The 21,963-nt window shown below is 66.1% G+C and carries 22 protein-coding genes; 17 read left to right on the forward strand and 5 right to left on the reverse strand.

Annotated features, from left to right (window positions below; all coding sequences use genetic code 11):
* Positions 1-115 precede the first annotated feature (115 nt).
* From DXK94_RS19060 to DXK94_RS19095, 8 genes are all read left to right on the forward strand, one after another.
* The gene (locus tag DXK94_RS19060) at positions 116-841 is read left to right on the forward strand and encodes a TetR/AcrR family transcriptional regulator (RefSeq protein ID WP_079598008.1); all 726 of its coding nucleotides are present in this window, start codon (positions 116-118) and stop codon (positions 839-841) included.
* A gap of 100 nt (positions 842-941) precedes the next feature.
* Positions 942-3,002 (forward strand): PTS mannitol transporter subunit IICBA, encoded by a 2,061-nt coding sequence (locus tag DXK94_RS19065; RefSeq protein ID WP_115526123.1) that lies wholly within the window; start codon positions 942-944, stop codon positions 3,000-3,002.
* The gene (locus tag DXK94_RS19070) at positions 3,002-4,165 is read left to right on the forward strand and encodes a mannitol-1-phosphate 5-dehydrogenase (RefSeq protein WP_079598006.1); all 1,164 of its coding nucleotides are present in this window, start codon (positions 3,002-3,004) and stop codon (positions 4,163-4,165) included. Before DXK94_RS19065 ends, DXK94_RS19070 begins: the two co-directional genes overlap by 1 nt.
* 195 nt (positions 4,166-4,360) lie before the next feature.
* Positions 4,361-5,308 carry a siderophore ABC transporter substrate-binding protein gene (locus DXK94_RS19075; RefSeq protein WP_115526124.1) on the forward strand — a complete coding sequence of 316 codons (948 nt, stop codon included), beginning with the start codon at positions 4,361-4,363 and terminating at the stop codon, positions 5,306-5,308.
* A gap of 25 nt (positions 5,309-5,333) precedes the next feature.
* Positions 5,334-6,341, forward strand: a complete 1,008-nt coding sequence (locus DXK94_RS19080; RefSeq protein WP_115526125.1) for an ABC transporter permease — start codon at positions 5,334-5,336, stop codon at positions 6,339-6,341.
* The gene (locus DXK94_RS19085) at positions 6,334-7,362 is read left to right on the forward strand and encodes an iron chelate uptake ABC transporter family permease subunit (protein ID WP_258868618.1); all 1,029 of its coding nucleotides are present in this window, start codon (positions 6,334-6,336) and stop codon (positions 7,360-7,362) included. Before DXK94_RS19080 ends, DXK94_RS19085 begins: the two co-directional genes overlap by 8 nt.
* Positions 7,359-8,120 carry an ABC transporter ATP-binding protein gene (locus tag DXK94_RS19090; protein WP_079598002.1) on the forward strand — a complete coding sequence of 254 codons (762 nt, stop codon included), beginning with the start codon at positions 7,359-7,361 and terminating at the stop codon, positions 8,118-8,120. The genes DXK94_RS19085 and DXK94_RS19090 overlap by 4 nt, the downstream gene beginning before the upstream one ends.
* Positions 8,121-8,247: 127 nt before the next feature.
* Positions 8,248-8,769 carry a GNAT family N-acetyltransferase gene (locus DXK94_RS19095; protein ID WP_258868619.1) on the forward strand — a complete coding sequence of 174 codons (522 nt, stop codon included), beginning with the start codon at positions 8,248-8,250 and terminating at the stop codon, positions 8,767-8,769.
* Between the two features lie 112 nt (positions 8,770-8,881).
* Here DXK94_RS19095 and DXK94_RS19100 read toward each other — a convergent pair whose 3' ends face one another.
* From DXK94_RS19100 to rraA, 3 genes are all read right to left on the reverse strand, one after another.
* The gene (locus DXK94_RS19100; RefSeq protein WP_115526126.1) at positions 8,882-10,321 is read right to left on the reverse strand and encodes a sugar porter family MFS transporter; all 1,440 of its coding nucleotides are present in this window, start codon (positions 10,319-10,321) and stop codon (positions 8,882-8,884) included.
* A 218-nt stretch (positions 10,322-10,539) separates the two neighbouring features.
* Positions 10,540-12,189, reverse strand: coding sequence for an MDR family MFS transporter (locus tag DXK94_RS19105; protein WP_115526127.1), 1,650 nt, complete (start codon positions 12,187-12,189; stop codon positions 10,540-10,542).
* Positions 12,190-12,300: 111 nt separating this feature from the next.
* A complete protein-coding gene (gene rraA, locus DXK94_RS19110; protein WP_115526128.1) occupies positions 12,301-12,798 on the reverse strand; it encodes a ribonuclease E activity regulator RraA in 498 nt (165 codons plus the stop codon).
* Positions 12,799-12,919: 121 nt separating this feature from the next.
* On the opposite strand from rraA, the gene DXK94_RS19115 reads away from it, so the two are divergent.
* The 7 genes from DXK94_RS19115 (at position 12,920) to DXK94_RS19145 (ending at position 19,379) form a co-directional block, all read left to right on the forward strand.
* The gene (locus DXK94_RS19115; RefSeq protein WP_115526129.1) at positions 12,920-14,206 is read left to right on the forward strand and encodes an MFS transporter; all 1,287 of its coding nucleotides are present in this window, start codon (positions 12,920-12,922) and stop codon (positions 14,204-14,206) included.
* 137 nt (positions 14,207-14,343) lie between these two features.
* The gene (locus DXK94_RS19120) at positions 14,344-14,952 is read left to right on the forward strand and encodes a TetR/AcrR family transcriptional regulator (protein WP_115526222.1); all 609 of its coding nucleotides are present in this window, start codon (positions 14,344-14,346) and stop codon (positions 14,950-14,952) included.
* Positions 14,953-15,239: 287 nt separating this feature from the next.
* Positions 15,240-16,439, forward strand: a complete 1,200-nt coding sequence (locus tag DXK94_RS19125) for an NADP-dependent malic enzyme (RefSeq protein WP_079597997.1) — start codon at positions 15,240-15,242, stop codon at positions 16,437-16,439.
* Between the two features lie 97 nt (positions 16,440-16,536).
* A complete protein-coding gene (locus DXK94_RS19130; RefSeq protein ID WP_079597996.1) occupies positions 16,537-17,040 on the forward strand; it encodes a DUF456 domain-containing protein in 504 nt (167 codons plus the stop codon).
* A gap of 39 nt (positions 17,041-17,079) precedes the next feature.
* Positions 17,080-17,454 (forward strand): nuclear transport factor 2 family protein, encoded by a 375-nt coding sequence (locus DXK94_RS19135; RefSeq protein ID WP_115526130.1) that lies wholly within the window; start codon positions 17,080-17,082, stop codon positions 17,452-17,454.
* Positions 17,455-17,503: 49 nt separating this feature from the next.
* Positions 17,504-18,586: a permease gene (locus tag DXK94_RS19140; RefSeq protein ID WP_115526131.1), complete on the forward strand. Its 1,083-nt coding sequence runs from the start codon at positions 17,504-17,506 to the stop codon at positions 18,584-18,586.
* Between the two features lie 25 nt (positions 18,587-18,611).
* Positions 18,612-19,379, forward strand: coding sequence for a TIGR03943 family putative permease subunit (locus tag DXK94_RS19145; RefSeq protein ID WP_115526132.1), 768 nt, complete (start codon positions 18,612-18,614; stop codon positions 19,377-19,379).
* An 8-nt stretch (positions 19,380-19,387) separates the two neighbouring features.
* Here DXK94_RS19145 and DXK94_RS19150 read toward each other — a convergent pair whose 3' ends face one another.
* Positions 19,388-19,594, reverse strand: a complete 207-nt coding sequence (locus DXK94_RS19150) for a hypothetical protein (protein WP_115526133.1) — start codon at positions 19,592-19,594, stop codon at positions 19,388-19,390.
* 155 nt (positions 19,595-19,749) lie between these two features.
* On the opposite strand from DXK94_RS19150, the gene DXK94_RS19155 reads away from it, so the two are divergent.
* Positions 19,750-20,727: a hypothetical protein gene (locus DXK94_RS19155; RefSeq protein WP_079597991.1), complete on the forward strand. Its 978-nt coding sequence runs from the start codon at positions 19,750-19,752 to the stop codon at positions 20,725-20,727.
* Here DXK94_RS19155 and DXK94_RS19160 read toward each other — a convergent pair.
* On the reverse strand, positions 20,724-21,371 hold the full coding sequence (locus DXK94_RS19160) for a LysE family translocator (RefSeq protein ID WP_079597990.1): 648 nt from the start codon (positions 21,369-21,371) through the stop codon (positions 20,724-20,726). The genes DXK94_RS19155 and DXK94_RS19160 overlap by 4 nt on opposite strands.
* Before the next feature lie 107 nt (positions 21,372-21,478).
* On the opposite strand from DXK94_RS19160, the gene DXK94_RS19165 reads away from it, so the two are divergent.
* Positions 21,479-21,934 (forward strand): Lrp/AsnC family transcriptional regulator, encoded by a 456-nt coding sequence (locus DXK94_RS19165; RefSeq protein WP_079597989.1) that lies wholly within the window; start codon positions 21,479-21,481, stop codon positions 21,932-21,934.
* Positions 21,935-21,963 lie beyond the last annotated feature (29 nt).

The following is a 21,963-nucleotide window of genomic DNA, read 5'->3' on the forward strand; positions in this document are numbered from 1 at the left end:
CGGCGCCGTGCCGGGTCCACCAGGGACTGCTACGTCCGGAGGCGGGAAACGTGCCTGAAAAAATTGTATGTGATTCAGTTCATATAGCAATGCTATAGGTGCTAGGGTAGCGGTTATGAGTTTGGATGGCCAGCTTCCCCCCAAGATGCGGCTGCTGCGTGCTGCCGCGGAGCTGCTTGCCAACTCCGGGGGAGCAGCCGTCTCCACCCGCCAGATCACGCAGCTGGCGGGGGTTACAGCTCCCACTCTGTACCACCACTTCGGTGACAAGGAAGGTCTTTTCGACGCCGTCGTCGCCGCGGGATTCGAAGAATATGTCGCGGGCGAAAGGGATTTCGCCCCCTCCGGACAGCCGCTCGAGGATATCCGGAGAATGTGGGACAACCACGTCCAGTTCGGGCTCAACCAGCCGGAGCTGTACCTGGTGATGTTCGGCAACATCCGCCCGGAAAGCCGCCCCGCCATCGTTGCCGATGCCGAGGCACTGATGGAGGAGATGCTGAACAAGGCAGCGGCGGCGGGCCAGCTGAACGTCCAGCCACGGGAAGCGGCCAGGTCCATCCTGGCGGCCAACGTGGGCGTGACGCTGATGCTGATTGCGGAGCCCGCCTCCGAACGGAACCTCGAACTGTCCACCATGACCCGGGACGCCATGATTTTCGCGGTGTCCGCCGAGCCCGCCAGCGGCACGGCCCCGGGTGACACCGGGAAATCCTCGGTGGTGGTGGCTGCGATCGCCCTGAACGCCGCACTTCAGGCCTCGCACTCAGACCAGCTCTCCAGCTCGGAACTCAAACTCTTCCTCGAATGGCTGCACCGGATCTCCACCAGCCCGGCGTGAGCCAGCACCACTTTGGCGGTACCCCCGTTCCACCAGCAGTACGTCGTCGTAATCAACGGACCATCCTGCGGAGCAGCAGGAATGACGGTTAGGAAATCACATGGCAACAGAGACAGTTGCAAAACCCCGCACCAGCATGCGGGTTGGCGTCCAGAAATTCGGGACGTTCCTGTCCGGAATGATCATGCCCAACATCGGCGCCTTCATCGCCTGGGGCATCATCACGGCCCTCTTCATCGAAAAGGGCTGGCTGCCGGTTCCCCAACTGGGTGGCTTCGGCGAGACAGATGGTGTGAAGAACATCGGCCTTGTGGGGCCGATGATCACGTACCTGCTGCCGCTCCTGATCGGCTACACCGGCGGCAAGATGGTCTATGACGTCCGTGGCGGCGTGGTGGGTGCCATCGGCACCATGGGCGTGATTGTTGGCGCCGGCATCCCGATGTTCATCGGCGCCATGATCATGGGCCCGCTGGGCGGCTGGACCATGAAGAAGATCGACTCGATCTGGGACGGCAAGATCCGCCCCGGCTTCGAGATGCTGGTCAACAACTTCTCCGCCGGTATCTGGGGCGCGCTGCTGGCCATGCTTGGCTTCTACGCAATTGCGCCGGTGGTGTCCGCCTTCAGCGCCGGGGCCGGGAACGTGGTGCAGTTCCTGGTGAACAACGGCCTGCTCCCGCTGACCAGCATCTTTATCGAACCGGCCAAAGTGCTGTTCCTCAACAACGCCATCAACCATGGCGTGCTGACGCCGCTCGGAGTGCAGCAGTCCCTGGAGCAGGGCAAGTCCATCCTGTTCCTGCTGGAGGCCAACCCCGGTCCGGGCCTGGGCATCCTGCTTGCGTACATGTTCTTCGGCCGCGGCGCCGCCAAGGCCTCCGCTCCGGGTGCCGCGATCATCCATTTCTTCGGCGGCATCCACGAAATCTACTTCCCGTACGTGCTGATGCGTCCGCTGCTCATCCTGGCGGCCATCGCCGGCGGCATGACGGGCATCGCCACGCTCGCCATCACCAACTCCGGCCTGGTGGCGCCTGCCGCGCCGGGTTCCATTTTCGCGGTGCTCGCCCAGACCTCCCGGGACAGCTACGTGGGCGTGATCCTGGCGGTCCTGCTTGCCACGGCGGCGTCTTTCCTGGTGGCCTCGGTCATCATGAAGACCACCAAGCACAGCGATGAGGTTGACCTGAACGATGCCACCTCGCGCATGGAGCAGATGAAGGGCAAGAAGAGCTCCGTTGCTTCCACCCTCACGGGTGCCGGCGCAGGTGCTGCCGCCGGCGGCGGCGTGGGCGTGCTCGCCGGACCGGTGCGGAACATCGTGTTCGCGTGCGACGCCGGCATGGGCTCCAGTGCCATGGGCGCCTCCGTACTGCGGAACAAGATCAAGGCGGCCGGCTTCCCCGACGTCAAGGTCACCAACGCCTCCATCGCCAACCTCAACGACAGCTACGACGTGGTGGTCACGCACCAGGACCTGACCGAACGCGCCAAGCCCGCCACTTCAAGTGCCGTGCACTACTCCGTTGACAACTTCATGAACAGCCCCCGCTACGACGAAATCGTGGAGCTGGTCAGGGGGAGCAACACCGGCGGCGCCGCGGCAACCGAAGGGCAGGACGCCGGTGCGGGAACGCCCGGCGGAGCCTCCGCCTCCGGCCCCGCAACGGCGGTAGCGGCAGGAACGGTAGCCGGCGGAACCGCTGAAACCCAGGCAGCAGGCAACTCCGAAATCCTCGCCCGCGAGAGCGTGATCCTCACCGGCTCAGCCACCACCCGGGACGCCGCCATTGACGAAGCCGGCCGGCTCCTGCTGGCCCGCGGCGCAGTGGATGAAGGCTACATCGCGGCCATGCACGAACGCGAGGAATCGGTGTCCACCTACATGGGCAGCTACCTCGCTATCCCGCACGGGACCAACGCAGCGAAGGACCACATCCGCAAGTCCGCGGTGTCGGTGATCCGCTACCCCGAAGGCATCGACTGGAACGGCAAGCAGGTCAAATTCGTGGTGGGTGTCGCCGGCATCAACAACGAACACCTGCACATCCTGTCCTCCATCGCGAAGGTCTTCACCAACAAGGAACAGGTGGCCCGGCTGGAAGCTGCCACGTCCGAGGACGAAGTCCTGGAGCTCTTCGGAAAGGTCAACGCATAGTGAAGGCAGTACATTTTGGTGCCGGAAACATCGGCCGCGGCTTCGTGGGCCTGCTCCTGCATGACGCCGGCTACGAGGTGGTGTTCGCGGACGTCGCGGACGCCCTGATCGGGCAGCTGGCGGCGGCGGACAGCTACGCGGTCCACGAAGTGGGGGAGAATCCCGCGGTGCGGACGGTCAACAACTTCCGGGCGCTGAACTCCAACACCCAGGAAGCGGAGCTCGTTAAAGAGATCGCGACGGCGGACATCGTCACCACCGCGGTGGGCCCGCACGTCCTGAAGTTCGTGGCGCCCGTGATCGCCCGGGGCATCGTTGCAAGGGGCGCAGAACTCGCTCCGCTGCAGGTCATGGCCTGCGAGAACGCGATCAACGCAACGGACATCCTGGCCAAGGAAGTGGCTTCCCAGCCGGGGGCCGCCGCCGGGGCGCTGGACGGCAAGGCGGTGTTCGCCAACACCGCGGTGGACCGGATCGTCCCCAACCAGGAAGCCGGCCAGGGCCTGGATGTCACGGTGGAGACGTTCTACGAGTGGGTCATTGACCGGACCGCGTTCCAGGGGGCGGCGCCGGTGATTCCGGGTGCCACCTTCGTGGACGAGCTCTCGCCGTACATTGAGCGGAAGCTGTTCACGGTGAACACCGGGCACGCCTCTGCCGCCTACTTCGGGTTCGAGGCCGGACTGGAAAAGATCTCCGATGCCATGGCGGACCAGGATGTTGCCGAGGACGTCCGGGCGGTGCTGGAGGAGACCAAGCAGCTGCTGGTGTCCAAGCACGGTTTCAGCAACGATGAGCAGGAAGCCTACGTCCAGAAGATCCTGGTCCGGTTCTCCAATCCGTATCTGCCGGACACGGTGAACCGGGTGGGCCGGGCACCCCTGAGGAAACTCAGCAGGCACGAGCGGTTCATCGGGCCTGCCGCCGAGCTCGCCGAACGCGGCGTAGTACCTGAGGCGCTCCTCGGTGCGATCGCCGCGGCGCTGCGCTTCAACGACCCCGCGGACGTCGAGGTGACGGAGCTGGCTGCCATCCTCGCCTCGGCCGGCCCGGCGGACGCAACCGCCAGGATCACGGGCCTGGAGCCCGGCCACCCGCTGTTCAACGCCGTCTCCACCCTGGTGGAGGAGCGGCAGGCAGAGGTGGCGCGCACCCCCGTCTGACCCAAAGGTCCCACTCCACGACGCACTGCATAAGGACGACGCCGGCACTTTCCCAGGTGCCGGCGTCGTCCTGTGTGATGTCCCCCACTTTGGCCCCAATCTGCCCTTCTCGTTTTGAAGTTAGCCTTTCCTTACTTATAGGCTCAGCCCTATTAGGCAACAGAGTTGTGACGTATTACCTGAGTGGAGAAAAACGTGAAGAAGAAGCTGTCGAGCTACCTGGGGGCACTGGCTGCGGGAGCAGCTCTTTTGACCGTGACCGCGTGCGGCGGAAGCGCGACCGCCACGCCCGCTGAGGAAGCCGCCACCATCACCGTAGAGCACGCGCAGGGCAGCACCGCCGACGTGCCGGTCAACCCGGAGAAGGTCTTCACCTTCGACCTTGGTGTGCTGGACACCCTCGACGCGCTGGGCGTGGAGCCTGCAGGCGTTCCCGAAGCGCAGTACCCGGAGGCCCTGTCCAAGTACTCGGACGCCAAGTACACCAAGATCGGCTCGGTCAAGGAACCGGACTTCGAAGCCGTCAGCGCCGGCGACCCGGACCTCATCATCATCTCCGGCCGCACCGCCGGGGCATATGAGGAACTGAGCAAGATCGCCCCCACCATCGACCTGTCCATCGATGCGGCCAACCCGATGGAAAGCTTCAAGACGCAGGCCCAAAAGCTTGGAACCATCTTCGACAAGTCCGCGGAAGTGGAAGAGCAGCTCGCGGCCGTGGACGCCACCGTGTCCGAGACCAAGGCCAAGGCAGCGAATGCCGGCAAGGGCCTCATCGTCCTGACCTCGGGCGGCGAAGTGACCGCCTACGGCGCAGGCTCCCGGTTCGGCATCATCCACGACGTCCTGGGCGTACCGACGGCCGCTGACGTGAAGGTGGACGGCAGCCACGGTGAAGCCATCTCCTTCGAGTACATCAAGCAGGCCAACCCGGACATCCTCTACGTCATCAACCGCGACAGCGCCGTCGGTGCCGAGGCGTCTGCCGCCAACCCCATCCTCGATAACGAACTGGTGCAGTCCACCAACGCCGCCAGGAACAACAAGGTCATCAGCCTTGACCCCATGGGCTGGTACGTCGTCGGTTACGGGCTGAACAACGTCAAGGCAATGGTTGACGCCGTCGCCGAATCCGTGGCCTAAAGCCCCGCTCCTGAGCTAACACGCCATGACCGCCACCGCCGTGCGCCCCGCCGCGCCGGCAACCCGCAGCCAGGCCCGCCACCATGCGGGCCTGGCTGCGGCCGCAGTTGCCGTTCTTTCCCTCGCCGCCGCCAGCATGTTCGTGGGCGTCAGCGACGTGTCACTTCCGGCACTGCTGGCCGCGGACCCGGCCACGGTGGAGATCTTCTGGGTTTCCCGGGTGCCCCGGACCCTCGCCGTGCTCCTGGCCGGGATGGCCGTTGCCGTTGCCGGGCTGATCATGCAGCTCATGGCCCGCAACCGCTTCGTGGAGCCGTCCACGGTGGGAACGGTCGAGTCCGCCACCCTCGGGATCCTGGTGGTAACAGTTTTTGCGCCTTCCGCTCCCGTGCTGGCCAAAATGCTGGTTGCCAGTGCCTTCGCCATGCTGGGCACGGCGCTGTTCCTGGCCATCCTGCGCCGGCTGCCGGCCCGCAACACCCTGCTTATCCCGCTGGTGGGCATCATGCTGGGCGGCGTCATCGCCGCCGTCACCACATTCTTCGCCTACCGCTACGACCTGCTGCAGACCCTAAGCAACTGGATGATCGGAGATTTCTCGGGCGTCCTCCGCGGGCGGTACGAGCTGCTCTGGATCGTCGCCGTCCTGATGCTCGTGGGGCTGCTGGCCGCCGACCGGTTCACCGTGGCCGGCATGGGCCAGGACTTCACCACCAACCTGGGCCTGAACTATGCCCGCACCATGCGCCTGGGACTCGTCATCGTCTCGCTGATCTCCGCCGTCGTGGTCACCACGGTGGGCGCCGTGCCGTTCCTCGGCCTGGTGGTGCCCAACATCGTGTCGCTCATCTTCGGCGACAACCTCCGCCGCGCGGTTCCCTGGACCGCCCTGTTTGGCGCCGCCTTCGTGCTGGTCTGCGACATCATCGGCCGCACCATCCGCTACCCCTACGAGGTCCCCGTGGGAATGGTCATGTCCGTGCTGGGCGCCATCCTCTTCCTCGTCCTGATCCTGAGGAAGCGCAATGCCTGAAGCGCTCGCCACCAAACCCCGTACGGCTCACAGCCCTGTCCCCAAGCCCACGCTCGGAAGCCGCATCAGGAACGCCTCGCCGCGCCTGGTCCTGGGGATCCTGCTGGCGCTGACCGCCGTCGTCGTCTGCTTCTTCCTCTTTTTCGAACTCAAAGGCAATGTGGGCTACATCCTCCCGCGCCGGGCCATCAAGGTGGCCGCCATGCTGCTGGTGGCCGTGGCTGTGGGCGTGTCCACGCTGCTGTTCCAGACGGTCACCGCCAACCGGATCCTTACGCCGTCCATCATGGGCTTCGATTCCCTGTACATCCTGATCCAGACGGTGCTGGCCTTCACCCTCGGGGCGGCGTCCGTTGTGGCAGCCCCGCCCACCCTTCAGTTCGGCGTCGAAGTGGTCCTGATGGTGGTGTTCAGCGCGCTGCTGTACCGCTGGATGTTCACCGGAGCCACCCGTTCCCTGCACCTGCTCCTGCTGGTGGGCGTGATCCTGGGCAGCCTGTTCCGCGGCTTTTCCTCGCTGCTGCAGCGGCTCATGGAGCCCAGCGAATTCATCATCCTCCAGGACCTGTTTTTCGCATCCTTCAACAACGTTGACCCGGCACTGCTGGGCGTCTCCGCGGGGATCATCGCCGCCGTCTGCGCAGCGGTATGGCGCGGACGGCACACCCTGGACGTCCTGGCGCTCGGCCGGGAGGTGGCCATCAACGTGGGCGTGGACCACCGCCGGGCGGTCATGCTGGTCCTGCTGGGCTGTTCGCTGCTGGTGGCCGTGTCCACCGCGCTGGTGGGGCCGGTGACCTTCTTCGGCCTCCTGGTGGTGAGCCTGGGCTACCAGCTGTGCCGCGGGTTCAGCCACACCTGGCTGCTGCCCATCGTTGTGCTCATCGGCGCCATTGCCCTGGTGGGCGGGCAACTGGTCCTGGAGAAGGTGTTCGGCTTCGGCACCGCCCTGAGCGTTGTCATCGAGTTCACCGGCGGCATCCTGTTTCTCTACCTCCTGCTGAAAGGCTCCCTGAAATGACCATCGCGGTCCGCAACGTCTCCAAGAGCTACGGCGGCCAGGCGGTCCTCGAGGACGTCAGCTGCACCATTCCGCAGGGCGGCATCACGTCGATCATCGGACCCAACGGCGCCGGGAAATCCACGCTCCTCTCGCTGATCAGCCGGCTGCAGCCGCTGGAGGAGGGCGCCGTGTCCGTGGCTGGGCTGGACATCGCCTCCACGGACAGCCGCGAGCTGGCCCGGACCATGGCCATCCTGCGGCAGGAAAACCACCTCACCATGCGCCTCACGGTGCGCGACCTGGTGGCCTTTGGCCGGTTTCCGCATTCCGGCGGCCGGCCCACCGTTGAGGACCTGGCCAAGGTGGAGGAGGCCATCGCCCACCTGGACCTGACACCCATGGCGGACAAGTTCGTGGACGAGCTCTCCGGCGGGCAGCGGCAACGGGCCTTCATTGCGATGGTGCTGGCCCAGGACACGCAGTACCTGCTCCTGGATGAGCCGCTGAACAACCTGGACATGAAGCACTCGGTGGAGATGATGCGGCTCCTGCGCCGGCTGGCCGACGACCTGGGCAAGACCATCGTCCTGGTGGTCCACGACATCAACTTCGCGTCGTGCTACTCGGACACCATCCTGGCCATGAAGGACGGCCGGCTGGTCCACCAGGGCAGCCCGCGGCAGATCATGCAGCAGGCCATGCTCCGCGACGTGTACGACATCGACATCCGGATCGAGGAGATCGACGGCAACCGGATCGGCGTCTACTTCGCCTGACGCTCTCTCACCGCCAGCACCCTTTCGGCAGACGCTCTCTCACCTTTCGCACCCTTTTGGGGGACGCCCCATCACCTTTCGCACCCATTTGGGGAACCCTCCCGCACTCCTGTGCAAGGCTTGGCAGGTGACCGACAGCCTTGATGCCCTGCCCCCTTTGCTGACTGCCGACGTCGACGGCGGGACTTTCCGTCTCCGCCTCGCCACCAGGAGTGACCTGCCGGCCATCGTGGGGTTGCTTGCCGACGACGCCTTGGGTGCCGGCCGCGAGGTGGGCGGCGCCCTGGACCCTTACGAGCGGGCCTTCACAGCGATCGACGCCGATCCCGCCCACCTGCTGGTAGTGGGGGAGATGCTGTTGCCGGGTGAAGCCGCGGGGACGGTGATCGCCACCTTCCAGCTGAGCTTCCTTCCCGGCATCTCCAGACGGGGTGCCTGGCGCTCCCAGATTGAGGGCGTGCGGGTAGCCGCCACGTACCGGAACCACGGTATCGGCGAACTGATGGTGCAGTGGTGCATCGGGGAATCACGGCGGAAGGGCTGCTCCCTGATGCAACTCACCACTCACAAGACTCGGACAGCGGCCCACAGGTTCTACGAACGGCTGGGCTTTGAAGCGAGCCATGAGGGCATGAAGCTCGCCCTCTAGAACTGCAGGAAGCCCAAACCCTCCCTCACCGGATGTGAGGGAGGGTTTGGGCTTAAGCGGCGAACGGTGAGAGAGCGTTAGGTAAAAACCCGCGAAAGGTGAGAGGGCGTCGCTAGGCCTTGGCGGAACCCTTGGCTACGAACAGCGTCTCGGCCTGTTCCAGGGACATGCCGTTGGTCTCCGGCACCTTGAACATCACGAAGAAGAAGGACGCCGCGGCGAACAGGGCATACATGGCGTAGGTCAGCGGAAGCGAACCGGCGGCCATAACCGGGAAGCTGAGCGTAATCGCGAAGTTGGCCACCCACTGTGCAGCCGCGGCCAGGCCCAGGGCGCGGGCACGGATCCGGGACGGGAAGATCTCGCCCAAGAGGACCCACACCAGCGGGCCCCACGAGGCGCCGAAGCTGACCACGAACACGTTTGCAGCAACCAGGGCAACGGGTCCCCACGGGCCCGGCAAAGAGATATCGGAGCCGCTGCCGGTGGCCGATGCGAAGGCCAGGGCCATGGCACCCAGCGAAACGGCCATACCCACGGAACCGGCCAGCAGGATGGGCCGGCGCCCGATCCGGTCCACGAGGGCGATGGCGACAAGGGTGACCAGGATGTTGGTGACGGACGTGGCCACCGAGATGGTGAGGGAGTCCTGCTCCTGGAAGCCAACGGCCTTCCACAGGGTGGTGGAGTAGTAGAAGATCACGTTGATCCCCACGAACTGCTGCAGCACGGAGAGGATGATGCCCACCCAGACCACTGCCTGCAGGCCGAAGGTCCGGCCGCGCAGCGAGCCCTTCTGGCCGGCGAGTTTGTCCTCTTCGATGGCCTCCTGGATTTCGCGGATGTGCCGGTCCGTGTCCTCAGCGGGAGCAATTGAGTCGAAGACCTTGCGCGCTTCGTCCTCCTTCCCGAGGAACACCAGGAAGCGCGGCGATTCGGGGAGCGTGAAGGCCACCCAGCCATACACCACGGCGGGCAGGGCGGCGGCGAGGAACATCCAGCGCCAGGCCTCGATGCCCAGCCAGAACGCCTGGCCGGCACCGCCGGCGCTGGTAGCGAACAGGGCGTCGGACAGGAGCGCGGCGAAGATACCGGTGGTGATGGCCAGCTGCTGCAGCGATGCGAGGCGGCCGCGGACCTTGCGCGGCGAAATCTCGGAGATGTAGGCCGGAGCGATCACGGAGGCCAGGCCGATGCCCAGCCCGCCCACCAGGCGCCAGAAGATCAGGTCCCAGACGCTGAAGGCGAACCCGGTCCCCAGGGCGCTGACCAGGAAAAGCAGCGCGCCGAGCTTCATGGCGGGGATGCGCCCGTAGCGGTCGGCCACCTTGCCGGCGAGGTAGGCGCCGGCGGCGCAGCCCAGCAGGGCGATGGCGACGGCGAAGCCTGTGACAGCCTCGGACAGCGCGAATTCATCCTTCATGGCGTCCACAGCACCGTTCACCACGGACGAATCGAAGCCGAAGAGGAATCCGCCCACCGCCCCCGCGAGGGCCAGCCAGATCACCCGCTGCGGTATCCGGGCGGTCGTCTGCTCCTGTGCAGTGGGCATGGTTCTCCCTGGGTCTGGGGGTTTGATGGATGCGGTGCGGACGTCGTCGGCTGCGGTACCGGCCAGAAGGGCCGGCGCACACGCGCTAAACAGTGTGGCACGTCACCGGCCAGGGTTCCACTTGGGACCCTCCAGCCCCACAAGGCAAAACGACGACGGCGGATGGGCCGCCGTCGTCGTGTGTCCTTGGTTGCCGCCCCGGTAAGGGGTGGCGGGCGTCAGTGGGCTGCCACCGGTTCCTTGGCCGCGTTCTGGTCCGTCAGCTTCTTGTTGGGCAGCGCGAAGCTGATGAGGAAGGCGATGCCGGTCAGCGCGGCGGCTGTGAACATGACCACGTCGATGGAATAGGCAAAGCCTTCGGTGATGGGCCGCGTCAGGACGCTGTTGGCGGTGTGCAGCCAGCTGGTGTCGTTGAGGGATTCGTTCGAGGCGCCGTTCTGGAAGAACTCGTAGAGCTTGGCGTTCGCCGGGTCTGCAGCGACGGCGGGGTCCTGGAGGACTGCCAGGTAGGCGGGATCGGTCATGGCGGATTTCATGCTGTCGGCGATCCGGCTGGCCGCCAGGCTGAACAGCAGCGAGATGAACACGGCCGTTCCCACGGCGCCGCCCATGGAGCGGAAGAACGCCGCGGACGACGTTCCCACGCCCATGTCACGCGGCGGGACCGAGGTCTGCATCGCAAGGGTCAGCGGCTGCATGCAGAAACCCAGGCCCATGCCGAAGAAGACCGCGATGACGCCTGGAACCCACAGTCCGGTATCCACGTGCAGCGACAGTCCCATGACCAGCGCTGCCGCGGTGAGGATGCCGGTCCCCATGATGGGGAAGATCCGGTAGGTGCCCGATGCCGAGATGGTGCGTCCCGCCGTGATGGATCCGGTCAGGATGCCCACGGTGAAGGTGATCATCATGAGCCCGGCCTCGGTGGGCGTGAGTCCTTTGACGAGCTGCAGGTAGAGGGGAAGCATGGCGATGGCGCCGAACATGCCGATGCCGATGATGAAGTTCAGCAGCGAGGACAGGCCGAAGGTGACGTTGCGGAAGAGCCGCAGCGGGATCAGGGCATAGTCGCCCGCGCGCTTCTCGGCCAGCAGGAACCAGACGATGCCCGCCACGCCCAGCCCGTAGCAGAGGAAAGAGTTCAGGGATGTCCAGCCCCAGCTGCGGCCCTGCTCGGCCACCAGCAGGAGCGGAACGATCGCCAGGGTGATGGCGGCCGCGCCCCAGTAATCGATCTTCTGCTTGACGTGCTTCGCGGGCAGGTGGAGGAACAGGAAGACGACGGCCAGCGCGGCCAGGCCGATGGGCAGGTTGATGAAGAACACCCAGCGCCAGCCGTCGAAGCCCAAAATGTTGGCGGATCCGGCGAACGCGCCGCCCACCACCGGGCCCAGCACCGAGGAGATGCCGAACACGCTCATGAAGTAGCCCTGGTATTTCGCCCGGTCCTTGAGCGAGACGATGTCGCCGATGATGGTCAGCGCCAGTGCCAGCAGTCCGCCGGCGCCCAGGCCCTGGACGCCGCGGGCGAACGCCAGTTCGGTCATGGAGTTGACCGAGCCGGCATAGAGCGAGCCCACCAGGAAGATGGCGATCGCGGTGAGGTACAGCGGCCGGCGGCCAAAGATGTCGCTCAACTTTCCGTACAGCGGCGTGCTGACCGTTGAGGTGATGAGGTACGCGGTGGTGGCCCAGGCCTGGAGTGACAGCCCGTCCAGGTCGTTGGCAATGGTGTAGATGGACGTGGACACGATGGTCTGGTCCAGCGACGCCAGGAACATGCCCAGCATCAATCCCACCATCACGGTGACAATCTGGCGCTGCGTCAGCGCTTCTCCGGCGGGACGCGCCGTGGGGGTTTTGGACATGCAGGACTCCAGGGAAAGGAAGTAGGAAAAGCGCAGGATAGTTGCTTTCAGTAACTATCCTACGCCCGCTTCTTATTCCCCGTCCCGACGAACTTTTTTGGCGGCGTCCCGTCAGCGCTCCACGAGGATGCCGTCCGGGTCGCACCAGATCATGGCTCCGGTCCGGATGGTCACGCCGTCGATTAGCACGTCAACGTCCACTTCACCGGCGCCCGCCTTGGCACTCTTCTTCGGGTTGCTGCCCAGGGCTTTCACGCCGAGGTCCAGTCCCGCGATCGCTTCACGGTCCCGGATGGCTCCGTTGATAACGACGCCGGCCCAGCCGTTGGCCACGGCGCTTTCGGCAATCATGTCCCCCATCAGGGCTGTCCCCAGCGAGCCGCCGCCGTCCACCACCAGCACGTTGCCGTTGCCCGGTGTGGCCAGGGTGGACTTCACGAGGCCGTTGTCCTGGAAGCAGCGGATGGTCCGGACGGGCCCGCTGAAGTGGGAACGCCCGCCGAGGGACTGGAACTGCAGTGAGACTGATGCCAGTTCGTCGCCGCGCTCGTCGTAGAGGTCGGCGGTGTTGACGGCGGTGCTTTCCGCTGGAGTGGACGCTGCGCTCATGGTTCTCCTCAGTGCTTGGGCTGACGTTGCAGAGTGCTATTCCGCCATCGGACACGGCGGAGTGGTACCGCCCACGATAGTCTGATCCCGTCGCCTATCAGCCGTCCCCGGGGAGCACGTCATGAGCCTGTCAGATACTCCCGCACCGCTGGATCAGGGAGCCGGGGCGCAGAGTACGACGGCGGCGCTCGCCGAGCCGACGCAAAAGGTCACCGCGCGCTGGGTCGCCGGGCTGGTGCTGGTCAACGTGGGCATCAACGCCGCCTTCTTCGGGCCCATCAACATCTTTATCGCCGAGCAGGCCATTGGCATCGACGAAACAAACAAGGAAGCCATCGCCTCCCTCGTACTCGGGTGCGGTGCCGCCGTATCCCTGGTGGCCAATCCGCTCTTCGGGGCGCTGTCTGACCGGACGGTCTCGGGTTTCGGCCGGCGCGCCCCTTGGGTGCTGGCCGGTGCCGTCCTGGCCGCGGCAGCATTGCTGGCGTTGTCCGGGGCCACGGCTGTTGCCCTGATGGTCCTGTTCTGGTGCCTGGTCCAGCTCGGCGCCAACGCGGCCTATGCGGCCATCACCGCCGCCATCCCGGACCGGGTGCCGGTGCTGCAGCGCGGCGGAGTGGGGGGACTTGCGGCCCTGGGCCAAACAGCGGGCATCCTCCTGGGCGCAGTCTTCGGGGCGGTTGTGTCGGGAAACTATATGGTGGGGTACGCCCTGTGTGCTGCCGCCCTGGTGTTCTCGGTGCTGCCGTACTTGTTCCACCGGAATGATCCGCCACTGCCCAGGGAGCTCCGGCCGGCTTTCTCATGGGGCAGTTTCCTGCGCGGCTTCTGGATCAGCCCGGCCCGTCATCCGGACTTCGCGTGGGCATGGCTCACCCGCTTCCTGGTTAACGTCTGCAACCAGCTGACCATTGTGTACCTGATCTTTTTCCTCAGGGACGTCCTCAAGCTTGAGAACCCGGCGCTGGGAGTCCTGATCCTGACCGGCATTTATGCGGCGTTGGTGATGGTTACTGCGGTGATCGCGGGGCCGTGGAGCGACCGGCTGGGCCGGCGGAAGCCGTTTGTGATCGGATCCTCAGTCCTCATTGCCCTCGCGGGCCTCACTATGGCGTTTTTCCCGGTCTGGACCGGCGCCCTGGTTGGCGCCGCCATCCTCGGCGTGGGGTTCGGCGCCTACCAGGCCGTTGACTTTGCGCTGCTGACGCAGGTGCTGCCGCAGGCCGCCGACCGCGGCAAGGATATGGGGGTCATTAACGTGGCCGCCTCGCTGCCGCAGGTGTTCGCGACCGGCCTCGCGTTCCTCGCGGTGACGTACTTCGGGGGGTACTTCACGCTGTTCATTACTGCGGCTGTCATGGGCCTCCTGGGTGCGGTGTTTGTCGTCAAGATCAAGGGCGTCCGCTGACCGAGGTTTGCCCCGGAAGTAAGCCCGCTGACTAATTACGGCACGCTACTGTGCCGTATAGTTGAACCGGACTGCAGGCGGTTCGGGATGGGACGCTCCTGGCTGCTGCACCATAGGAACACAACCCCGGAATGCTGATGCCCGAGACCATTTCAGACCATCCGCCCATGGCCGCAAGGCCGTCCGCTCCGCGCCAGCGGCTCCGCTATACCCGCATCCTGGAGTCGGCTGCAGGGTTCGCCCGCAAGGGACTGGACTCGGTGGAACTCTCGGAAGTGGCGGCGAAAGCTGATGTGCCGCTGGGCACCCTTTACCGGTATTTTCCTTCCCCCACCCACCTCATGCTTGCCCTCTACCGCCAGCAGCTCGACGAACTGCAGGCCGGTTCGCGGGGCGCCTCGGACCGCTTCCGCGGCCGGGCCCTGGCGGGGCTGGTGATGGAAATTTTCCACATGCGCGTCATGCAGCCGGCCGTGGAACAGTGCCTTAGCCGCGGCGTCTATGTTCAGGACCGCGACACCACGGCGCTGCTGCGCGAGATCGACGCCCTCAGCGAGAAAGTAGTGGCCACCGCATCCGGGGACGCTATTGCAGCGCGCGTTCTGCTGCTGACCGTCACTGGTCTGGTCCAGTCCGTCCGGAACCGCCGGCTATCCCTCTTCGAAGCCGAAGAAGACCTCAAAAAGGCCTGCGCACGGCTTTCCCCCGGTGCCCAGGCAGGGTTCACACTCCATCAGACTGCGTAACCGGTCTAGTCCAATCCGGCAATAAGTACGCCATAATTGCGTGGCGTACGTCACAGTACGGCCTGGATAAACGTTTAGGCCAGCTTCTGACGGTCAAATCGGCCGATCACCTGCCGAGCGCCTGCCTACCATGGGTCCACCGGAGCAACAGGGAGTGAACATCCCCGACGTTCCCACGGACCCGCCACCCCTGGGTTTCCTGTCGCACCATTTCCATTGCCTTGAGTCCGCCCGGGCTTGGGTCCCCATGTGCCGTGCGCGCACGGCGAGCACCAGGAGACAACGACGTGTCCATTGACGCAGCCACAGTTACTGACAATTCAGCAGCCACCGCCCTGACAGAAGCCGAGATTTTCGACGCCCACAAGGGCGGCAAGCTGTCCATCACCAGCACGGTCCCGCTGTCCAACAAGCGCGACCTCTCCATCGCCTACACCCCGGGTGTGGCCGAAGTCAGCCGTGCCATCCACAAGCAGCCCGAACTTGCCCGCACCCTGACCTGGGCCGAGCGCCTGGTGGTCGTGGTCAGCGACGGCACCGCCGTCCTGGGCCTGGGCAACATCGGCGCCAGCGCCTCCCTGCCCGTTATGGAGGGCAAGTCCGCCCTCTTCAAGACCTTCGGTGACCTTGACTCCATCCCCCTGGTCCTGAACACCAGCGACGTGGACGAGATCGTGGAAACGCTGGTCCGCCTGCGCCCCAGCTTCGGCGCCGTCAACCTCGAGGACATCGCCGCCCCGCGCTGTTTCGAGCTCGAGGAAAAGCTCATCGAAGCCCTGGACTGCCCGGTCATGCACGATGACCAGCACGGCACCGCCGTCGTGGCCCTGGCAGCACTGACCAACGCCGCCAAGGTCACCGGACGCCCCCTCGAAGGCCTCCGCGTGGTGGTCTCCGGTGCGGGTGCCGCCGGCATCGCCGTCGCCGAAATCCTGCTCGCCGCAGGCATCACCGACGTTGTCCTGCTGGACTCACGCGGCGTCATCAACAGCAGCCGCGCGGACCTTGCCGCGGACACCACCAGCAAAAAGGCCGACATCGCCCTGCGCAGCAACCCCCGCGGCATCACCGGCGGGCCGGCCGAGGCGCTCACGGGCGCCGACGTCTTCATCGGCGTGTCCTCGTCGAAGCTGGACGAGGCGCACCTGGCCCTGATGAACCAGGACTCGATCGTGTTCGCCCTCTCCAACCCGGACCCCGAAGTGCTGCCCGAGGTGGCCGTGAAGTACGCCGCCGTCGTGGCCACCGGGCGCAGCGACTTCCCCAACCAGATCAACAACGTCCTTGCTTTCCCCGGCATCTTCCGGGGTGCGCTGGATGCCGGCGCCCGCCGCATCACCCCGGCCATGAAGCTCGCGGCAGCGCGGGCCATCGCCGACCTTGCGGCGGAGGACCTGTCGGCGGATTACATCGTCCCCAGCCCGCTGGATCCGCGCGTCGCGCCCGCCGTCACCGCGGCTGTTGCGGCCGCGGTGGAAGCGGAGTAAGCGCCCCTTCCAGCCGGGAAAATAACGACGGCGGCGCCTCCTCGCGCAGGAGGCGCCGCCGTCGGGCGTTGAGCGGCTTCCCCCTAAACTGGGGACCATGAATTCCGAGACGGCGGTGACCATCCTGTGCGGCCTGGCCATCCTGGTGGGGGTGGCGGGGACGGTCATCCCGGTCCTGCCGGGCAGCATCCTGATCGGCGCCAGCCTGCTGGCGTGGGCCATCTGGGGCGGGGCAGGGACGGCCGGCTGGGTGGTCTTCGCGGTCGCCATGCTGTTCGTGGCAGCAGGCATGGCCGCCAGCGCCGTGCTCACGGGCAGGAAGCTGAAGCAGCATGCCATTCCCAGCCGCAGCATCGTTGTTGCCCTGGTGGCCGGCGTGGCGGGCATGTTCATCATCCCCGTGGTGGGACTCTTCGTCGGCTTTGCCGCCGGCCTGCTGCTCAGCGAAGTCCTCCGCACCCGGAACATCGGCACCGCCGCCACATCCAGCTGGGCGGCCCTCAAAGCCACCGGGCTGGGGATGCTCGCCGAATTCGGCCTGGCCTGCCTGGCAGCCAGCACCTGGGTCATCGGGGTGTGGATCGCGGCCGTCAGCGGCTGAGCGCTTGCAGCCCGCCCGGCATCGGCGTAGAACGGGGAGATGACCGAGACGGCTTCAGCCCGGGACCACGTTCCGGAGTGGATGGAAAGGTACCAGGCCACGTGGGCGAGCAACGAGCCTGATGATATCCGCGCCTTGTTCACGCCGGACGCGCGCTATGAGACCCGGCCCGGCGACCCGCACCCCTGGCTGGGGCACGACGGGATTGTCGAGGGCTGGCTGGCCGCCCGGGACCAGCCAGCGGACTGGACGTTCAGCTGGGAACTGCTGGGAGCCGACGGCGATACGGCCTTCGTCCAGGGCGTCACGATCTATTCGGGGGACAATCCTTCATACGACAACCTCTGGGTGGTGCGGTTCGACGGCTCGGGCCGTGCCAGCTCCTTCACCGAATGGTTCATGGAACGGGCCTGACCCCGCCCTCCTCCTTGCGCCGTGTGGGCAGTGCCCCTAGCATTCCTGCATGAGCCAGCCCCGACGGGAGCCCCGGGCGACAAAGCCGTCGCCGCCCGCCGTGGAAACGCGCCCGGCCCCGCCTGAGCCGGCTGCCGGGGCCAGGGAACTGGGCTGGCGCCGGCTCAACATCCTGCTGGCCCTGGCCATCGTGGCTCTACTGGGGTTCGCCGTCCGTTCCCTGGCCCCGGGGGCATTTGCCGGCCTCGAGGGTGCGGCGAGGGACTTCTTCACCCTCTCCATCAGCGTGGTGATCGAGTCCCTGCCGTTCGTCTTCCTGGGCATCCTGGTCTCGGTGCTGGTGCAGGTATGGCTGCCGCCCGACGTGCTGTACCGCAGGCTTCCCGCGAATCCGGTGCTGCGCCGCCTGGTCCTGTCCTTCCTGGGCATGCTGATGCCGGTGTGCGAATGCGGGAACGTTCCGATGGCCCGCGGGCTCATGCTGAAGGGCCTGAGCGTCGGCGAGTCGATGACGTTCCTGTTCGCGGCGCCCATCCTGAACCCCGTCACCATCATCACCACCCACCAGGCCTTCGGCTGGGATAACGGAATCCTCGCCGGGCGGCTTGCAGGCGGTTTGGTGATCGCCAACCTGGTGGGCTGGCTTTACAGCCGACGCGGGCCGGCCGGGGTCCTGAAGCCCAGCTTCGAGGAAGCGTGCGCCGTGGAGGTCGGCCGGCACGAGTCCGGGGGCAAGGTGCGGCGCAGCCTGCAGCTGTTCTCGCGGGAAAGCAACGCCATGATGCCGGCCCTGTTCGCCGGTTCCGCGCTGGCGGGGCTGATCCAGGTGGCGGTGCCCAGGGAGGTCCTGGTCAGGCTCGGGAGTGATCCCGTGTGGTCTGTGCTGGCACTGATGGCACTGGCGTTCATCATCTCCATCTGCTCCACGGTGGACGCTTTCTTCATCCTGTCCTTTGGGGCCACGTTCCTGCCCGGGTCGATCGTGGCGTTCCTGGTCCTCGGGCCCATGCTGGACGTCAAGATGCTGGCACTGCTCCGCACCACGTTCACGGCCGGAACCCTGCTGCGCCTGGTGCTGGTAATCGGTACCTGTTCGGCCGTCCTGGGGGTGGTGATGAATCTTGCTGGCTAAGGGCTTTACGGGCAGGCACGGCGTCATGCTCAGCCTGACCGGGATCGCCGCCACGTTGGGGCTTGCGCTCACCGGAAAACTCGAGCTGTACATCCATCCCCGCTACGTTCCCTTCACCGTGGGCATGGCAGTGCTGGCCGCCGCGGCATCAGTTGCTGCCTTCATCCTTGTGCCGCCCGAGGGCGCGGACGGTGTCGTTCACGGCCACAGCCATGAAGACGGCGCCGCCGACGGCCACACTCACGGTCACCCTGGTGCGGGGACGGGAAGTCCCGGCCGGCTCCGTGCGGCGGGCAGCCTCCTGGCCGTCCTCGCCGCCGTGGTGGGGCTGCTGGTCCTGCCACCGGCCACACTGTCCTCCGAGGCCGCCCGGCAACGGGACCTCAACCTCTCCGGCACGTTGGGGCCGGCCATGACCAGCAGGCTCGTGGAGGAGGACCCGTCGTCGTTCGGTGTCAGGGAATGGGCATCCTTGCTCCGGCGCAGCCCCGGGGACGACTACTTCACCGGCAAGACCGCAACCGTCACCGGGTTCGTCACCGCGGCAAAGGACGATCCGCAGAACGTCTTCTACGTCACCCGGTTCGTGGTCACCTGCTGCACCGTGGATGCCCAGCCCGTGGGCGTCCCCGTGTACCGTCCCGGCTGGCAGGAGCAGCACGCAGCCGACAGCTGGGTCACGGCAACAGGGGAGTTCACCTCCAACCCGGACGGTGACAGCAAGGTTGAGCTGCTGCTGTCACCGTCTTCCGTCACGGCCACGACCGAACCCGACCGGCCGTACGTCCACTGAGGCGCTTCCTAGAGTCCCAGGCCGCCGAGCTTGTCGCCCAGCCCGCCGGGTAGCTTGCCGAGCAGGTCCGCAGGATTAATGCCCAGCTTGGACAGGAGCCCCGCGTGCTGGTCGGTGTCCACCTGGTCCGGCTGTTCTGTCTCGGCCTGTGCGGCCTTATCGGTGTCGCCCTGGGACCTGAGGAGCTCGAGGATCTGGGCCTTATCGATCTGCAAAGTATTCTCCTTGGATAGTCTACAACTGCTAAGGGTGCTTACTACCTTCGCCGATGCCGGGCTGTTGGACAAGTCCCAACGGAAGTTTCCGGCCGTTCTTCTTCAGACAGCTGCAGCCGCCAACGCCCGGGCATTGTCCCGGTTAGCATGGAAAGATGACCGCCGGGGATACTGCACCGATCTACTGGGACAGGCGCGACCTCACCCCCTTTGGCCATGCCCAGCTGCGCACACCGGTCCATGACCTTGCGGGGGGAGTGGGAGGCCTGCTCACGGGCGTGCTGGGCGGACGGAACCCGGCACTGCTGTCCGTGGACGGGGACGTCCCGCGCCTGAAGATGCTCCTGCCCAAGCCGGCCAAGGCAGTCCACGAAGCCGTCTTCACCAGCCGGGAACCCGAGCGGCTGATCACGCTGGCCCGCGCCTATCCCGGATGGGCGGGCCTGTGCTACCTGATGGCCGGGCTGCTCGTTTACAAGCACGGCGGGTACCTGCGTGCCTCAGAGCTCCTGCAGCGCGGACTGACCACCAGGAACGAGGACGAAGCGAACCGCTACTCGTCCACGTACCTCACCAGGATCGTCACTCAGATTGAACTGGCCGAACGGGTGGAGATCCCCGTCCTCTTCAGTGAGGAGTCGGTGTTCCTGGCGCTGTCCCACTCCTTCCGGGAAACCGGCCGCACGGAGGCGGCGCTGGACGCCCTCACCGGCCTGCCGCCGTCGCTCCCCATGGCACTTGCCCGCTGCTCCATTGCCTTGACGCTGGGCCGCAGCCGCACGGTGATCGACTGGACCGAAGGACTGCTGAACGCTGATGACCTGTCCGCCGCGCTGCTGCTGGTCCGGGCGCGCGCCCTCCGCAGGGAAGGCCGTTATGAGGCGGCGCACCAGGCCATCGCCGAGGTCCTGCGGCGGCGCAAGACGCACCTCGCGCTGCGGAACGACGCCTTGACTGACAGGGCGCTGCTGCTCCTGGAGTCCAGCCGGCGCTCACTGAACCCCCGTGACTGGGGCCGCCGTCGCCCTGACCCCGAGCCGCAGCGGGAGATTGCGGCGCCCGTTCCCATCCGCAAGGACGAAGAAATGCGCCGGATCTGGGAACAGGACTGGAAAAAGCTCAGCGAGGATTAAACCGCGGAGGCGAGCAGTGGCAGGAGTTGCTCGCTGACCAGGACCACGCCCAGGACCACCATGATGATGCCGCTGGCCAGGGTGACAGCCCGAGCCGCACCCGGCCGGCTCTGCAGCAGGGTGCGTGAAAGCAGTGCCACGGCCGTGTAGACGGCGCCTGCCAGCGCAACGAAAGTCATGCCGAGGAGGCCGGACTGGACAGGGACCGGCAGGGAGGCCTCCGCGCTGACGAACTGCGGGATCAGCGCCACGTAGAACAGCAGGCCTTTGGGGTTGATCCCGCTGGTGCCCATGCCCTGCAGGAACGTTCGAAGCTGGGTGGCGGCAGGGCGGCCGACGGCGTCTGCCGCGCTGAAGGAGGCGCCGCGCCAGGAGCGGAGCGTGCTGATGCCAAGCCACATTAGGTAAGCGGCGCCGGCCAAGGTGATCCAGCCCAGGACGCCCGGCATACCGGTCAGGACGGCGGCCAGCCCGGCCACCAGCAGGACGGTGTGCAGGACGTACCCGCCGCAAAGCCCGGCAACGGCGGGGACGAAACTGCGTTGACGGAGGCCTGCGGTGATGGAGTACGCCCAGTCCACGCCGGGCGTGCAGGCCAGGGCGGCGGCCACCAGCACAAAGGCCAGGAACAGCTCCGGATTCATGGGTTTCTCCTGTCAGCGGATGTCTCAGGAGAAACCTTAGGGACTTTCGGCGCAGAAGTGCTGTCCCTTTTTCGCCCGCCCCACTATTCAGGCAGTAGGATTCTTGCGTGCTGGACCATATTGATAGAAATATTTTGCGCCACCTCAAGGAGGACGGCCGCATGACCGCCACGGCGCTTGCCGCCAAGGTGGGACTGACCGTGGCGCCGTGCCACCGGCGGCTGCGGGACCTGGAGCAATCGGGGGTGATCCGCGGATACAAGGCGGACATCGACCCCGCGGCCGTGGGGCTGGGCTTTGAGGCAATTGTGTTCGTCACGCTGCGGCAGGTGGACCGTCCTACCATGGAGATCTTCGAGACCAGGGTGGCGGACAATCCCAACATCGTGGAGGCGCAGCGGCTGTTCGGGTCGCCGGACTACCTGCTGAAGGTCATCGCGGAGGATCTGCCGTCCTACCAGCGCTTCTACGACGCCGAGCTGACGTCCCTGCCGGGTGTGGAGCGCCTGACGTCCACGCTGGTGATGAAGAACCTGAAGTCCAACGCGGGACCACCCGTGTAGGCAGCGCCCCGGAGCAGCAGCGGGTGCGG

The organism is Arthrobacter sp. RT-1, from assembly GCF_003367205.1.
In the GTDB taxonomy this organism is placed as follows: Bacteria; Actinomycetota; Actinomycetes; order Actinomycetales; family Micrococcaceae; genus Arthrobacter.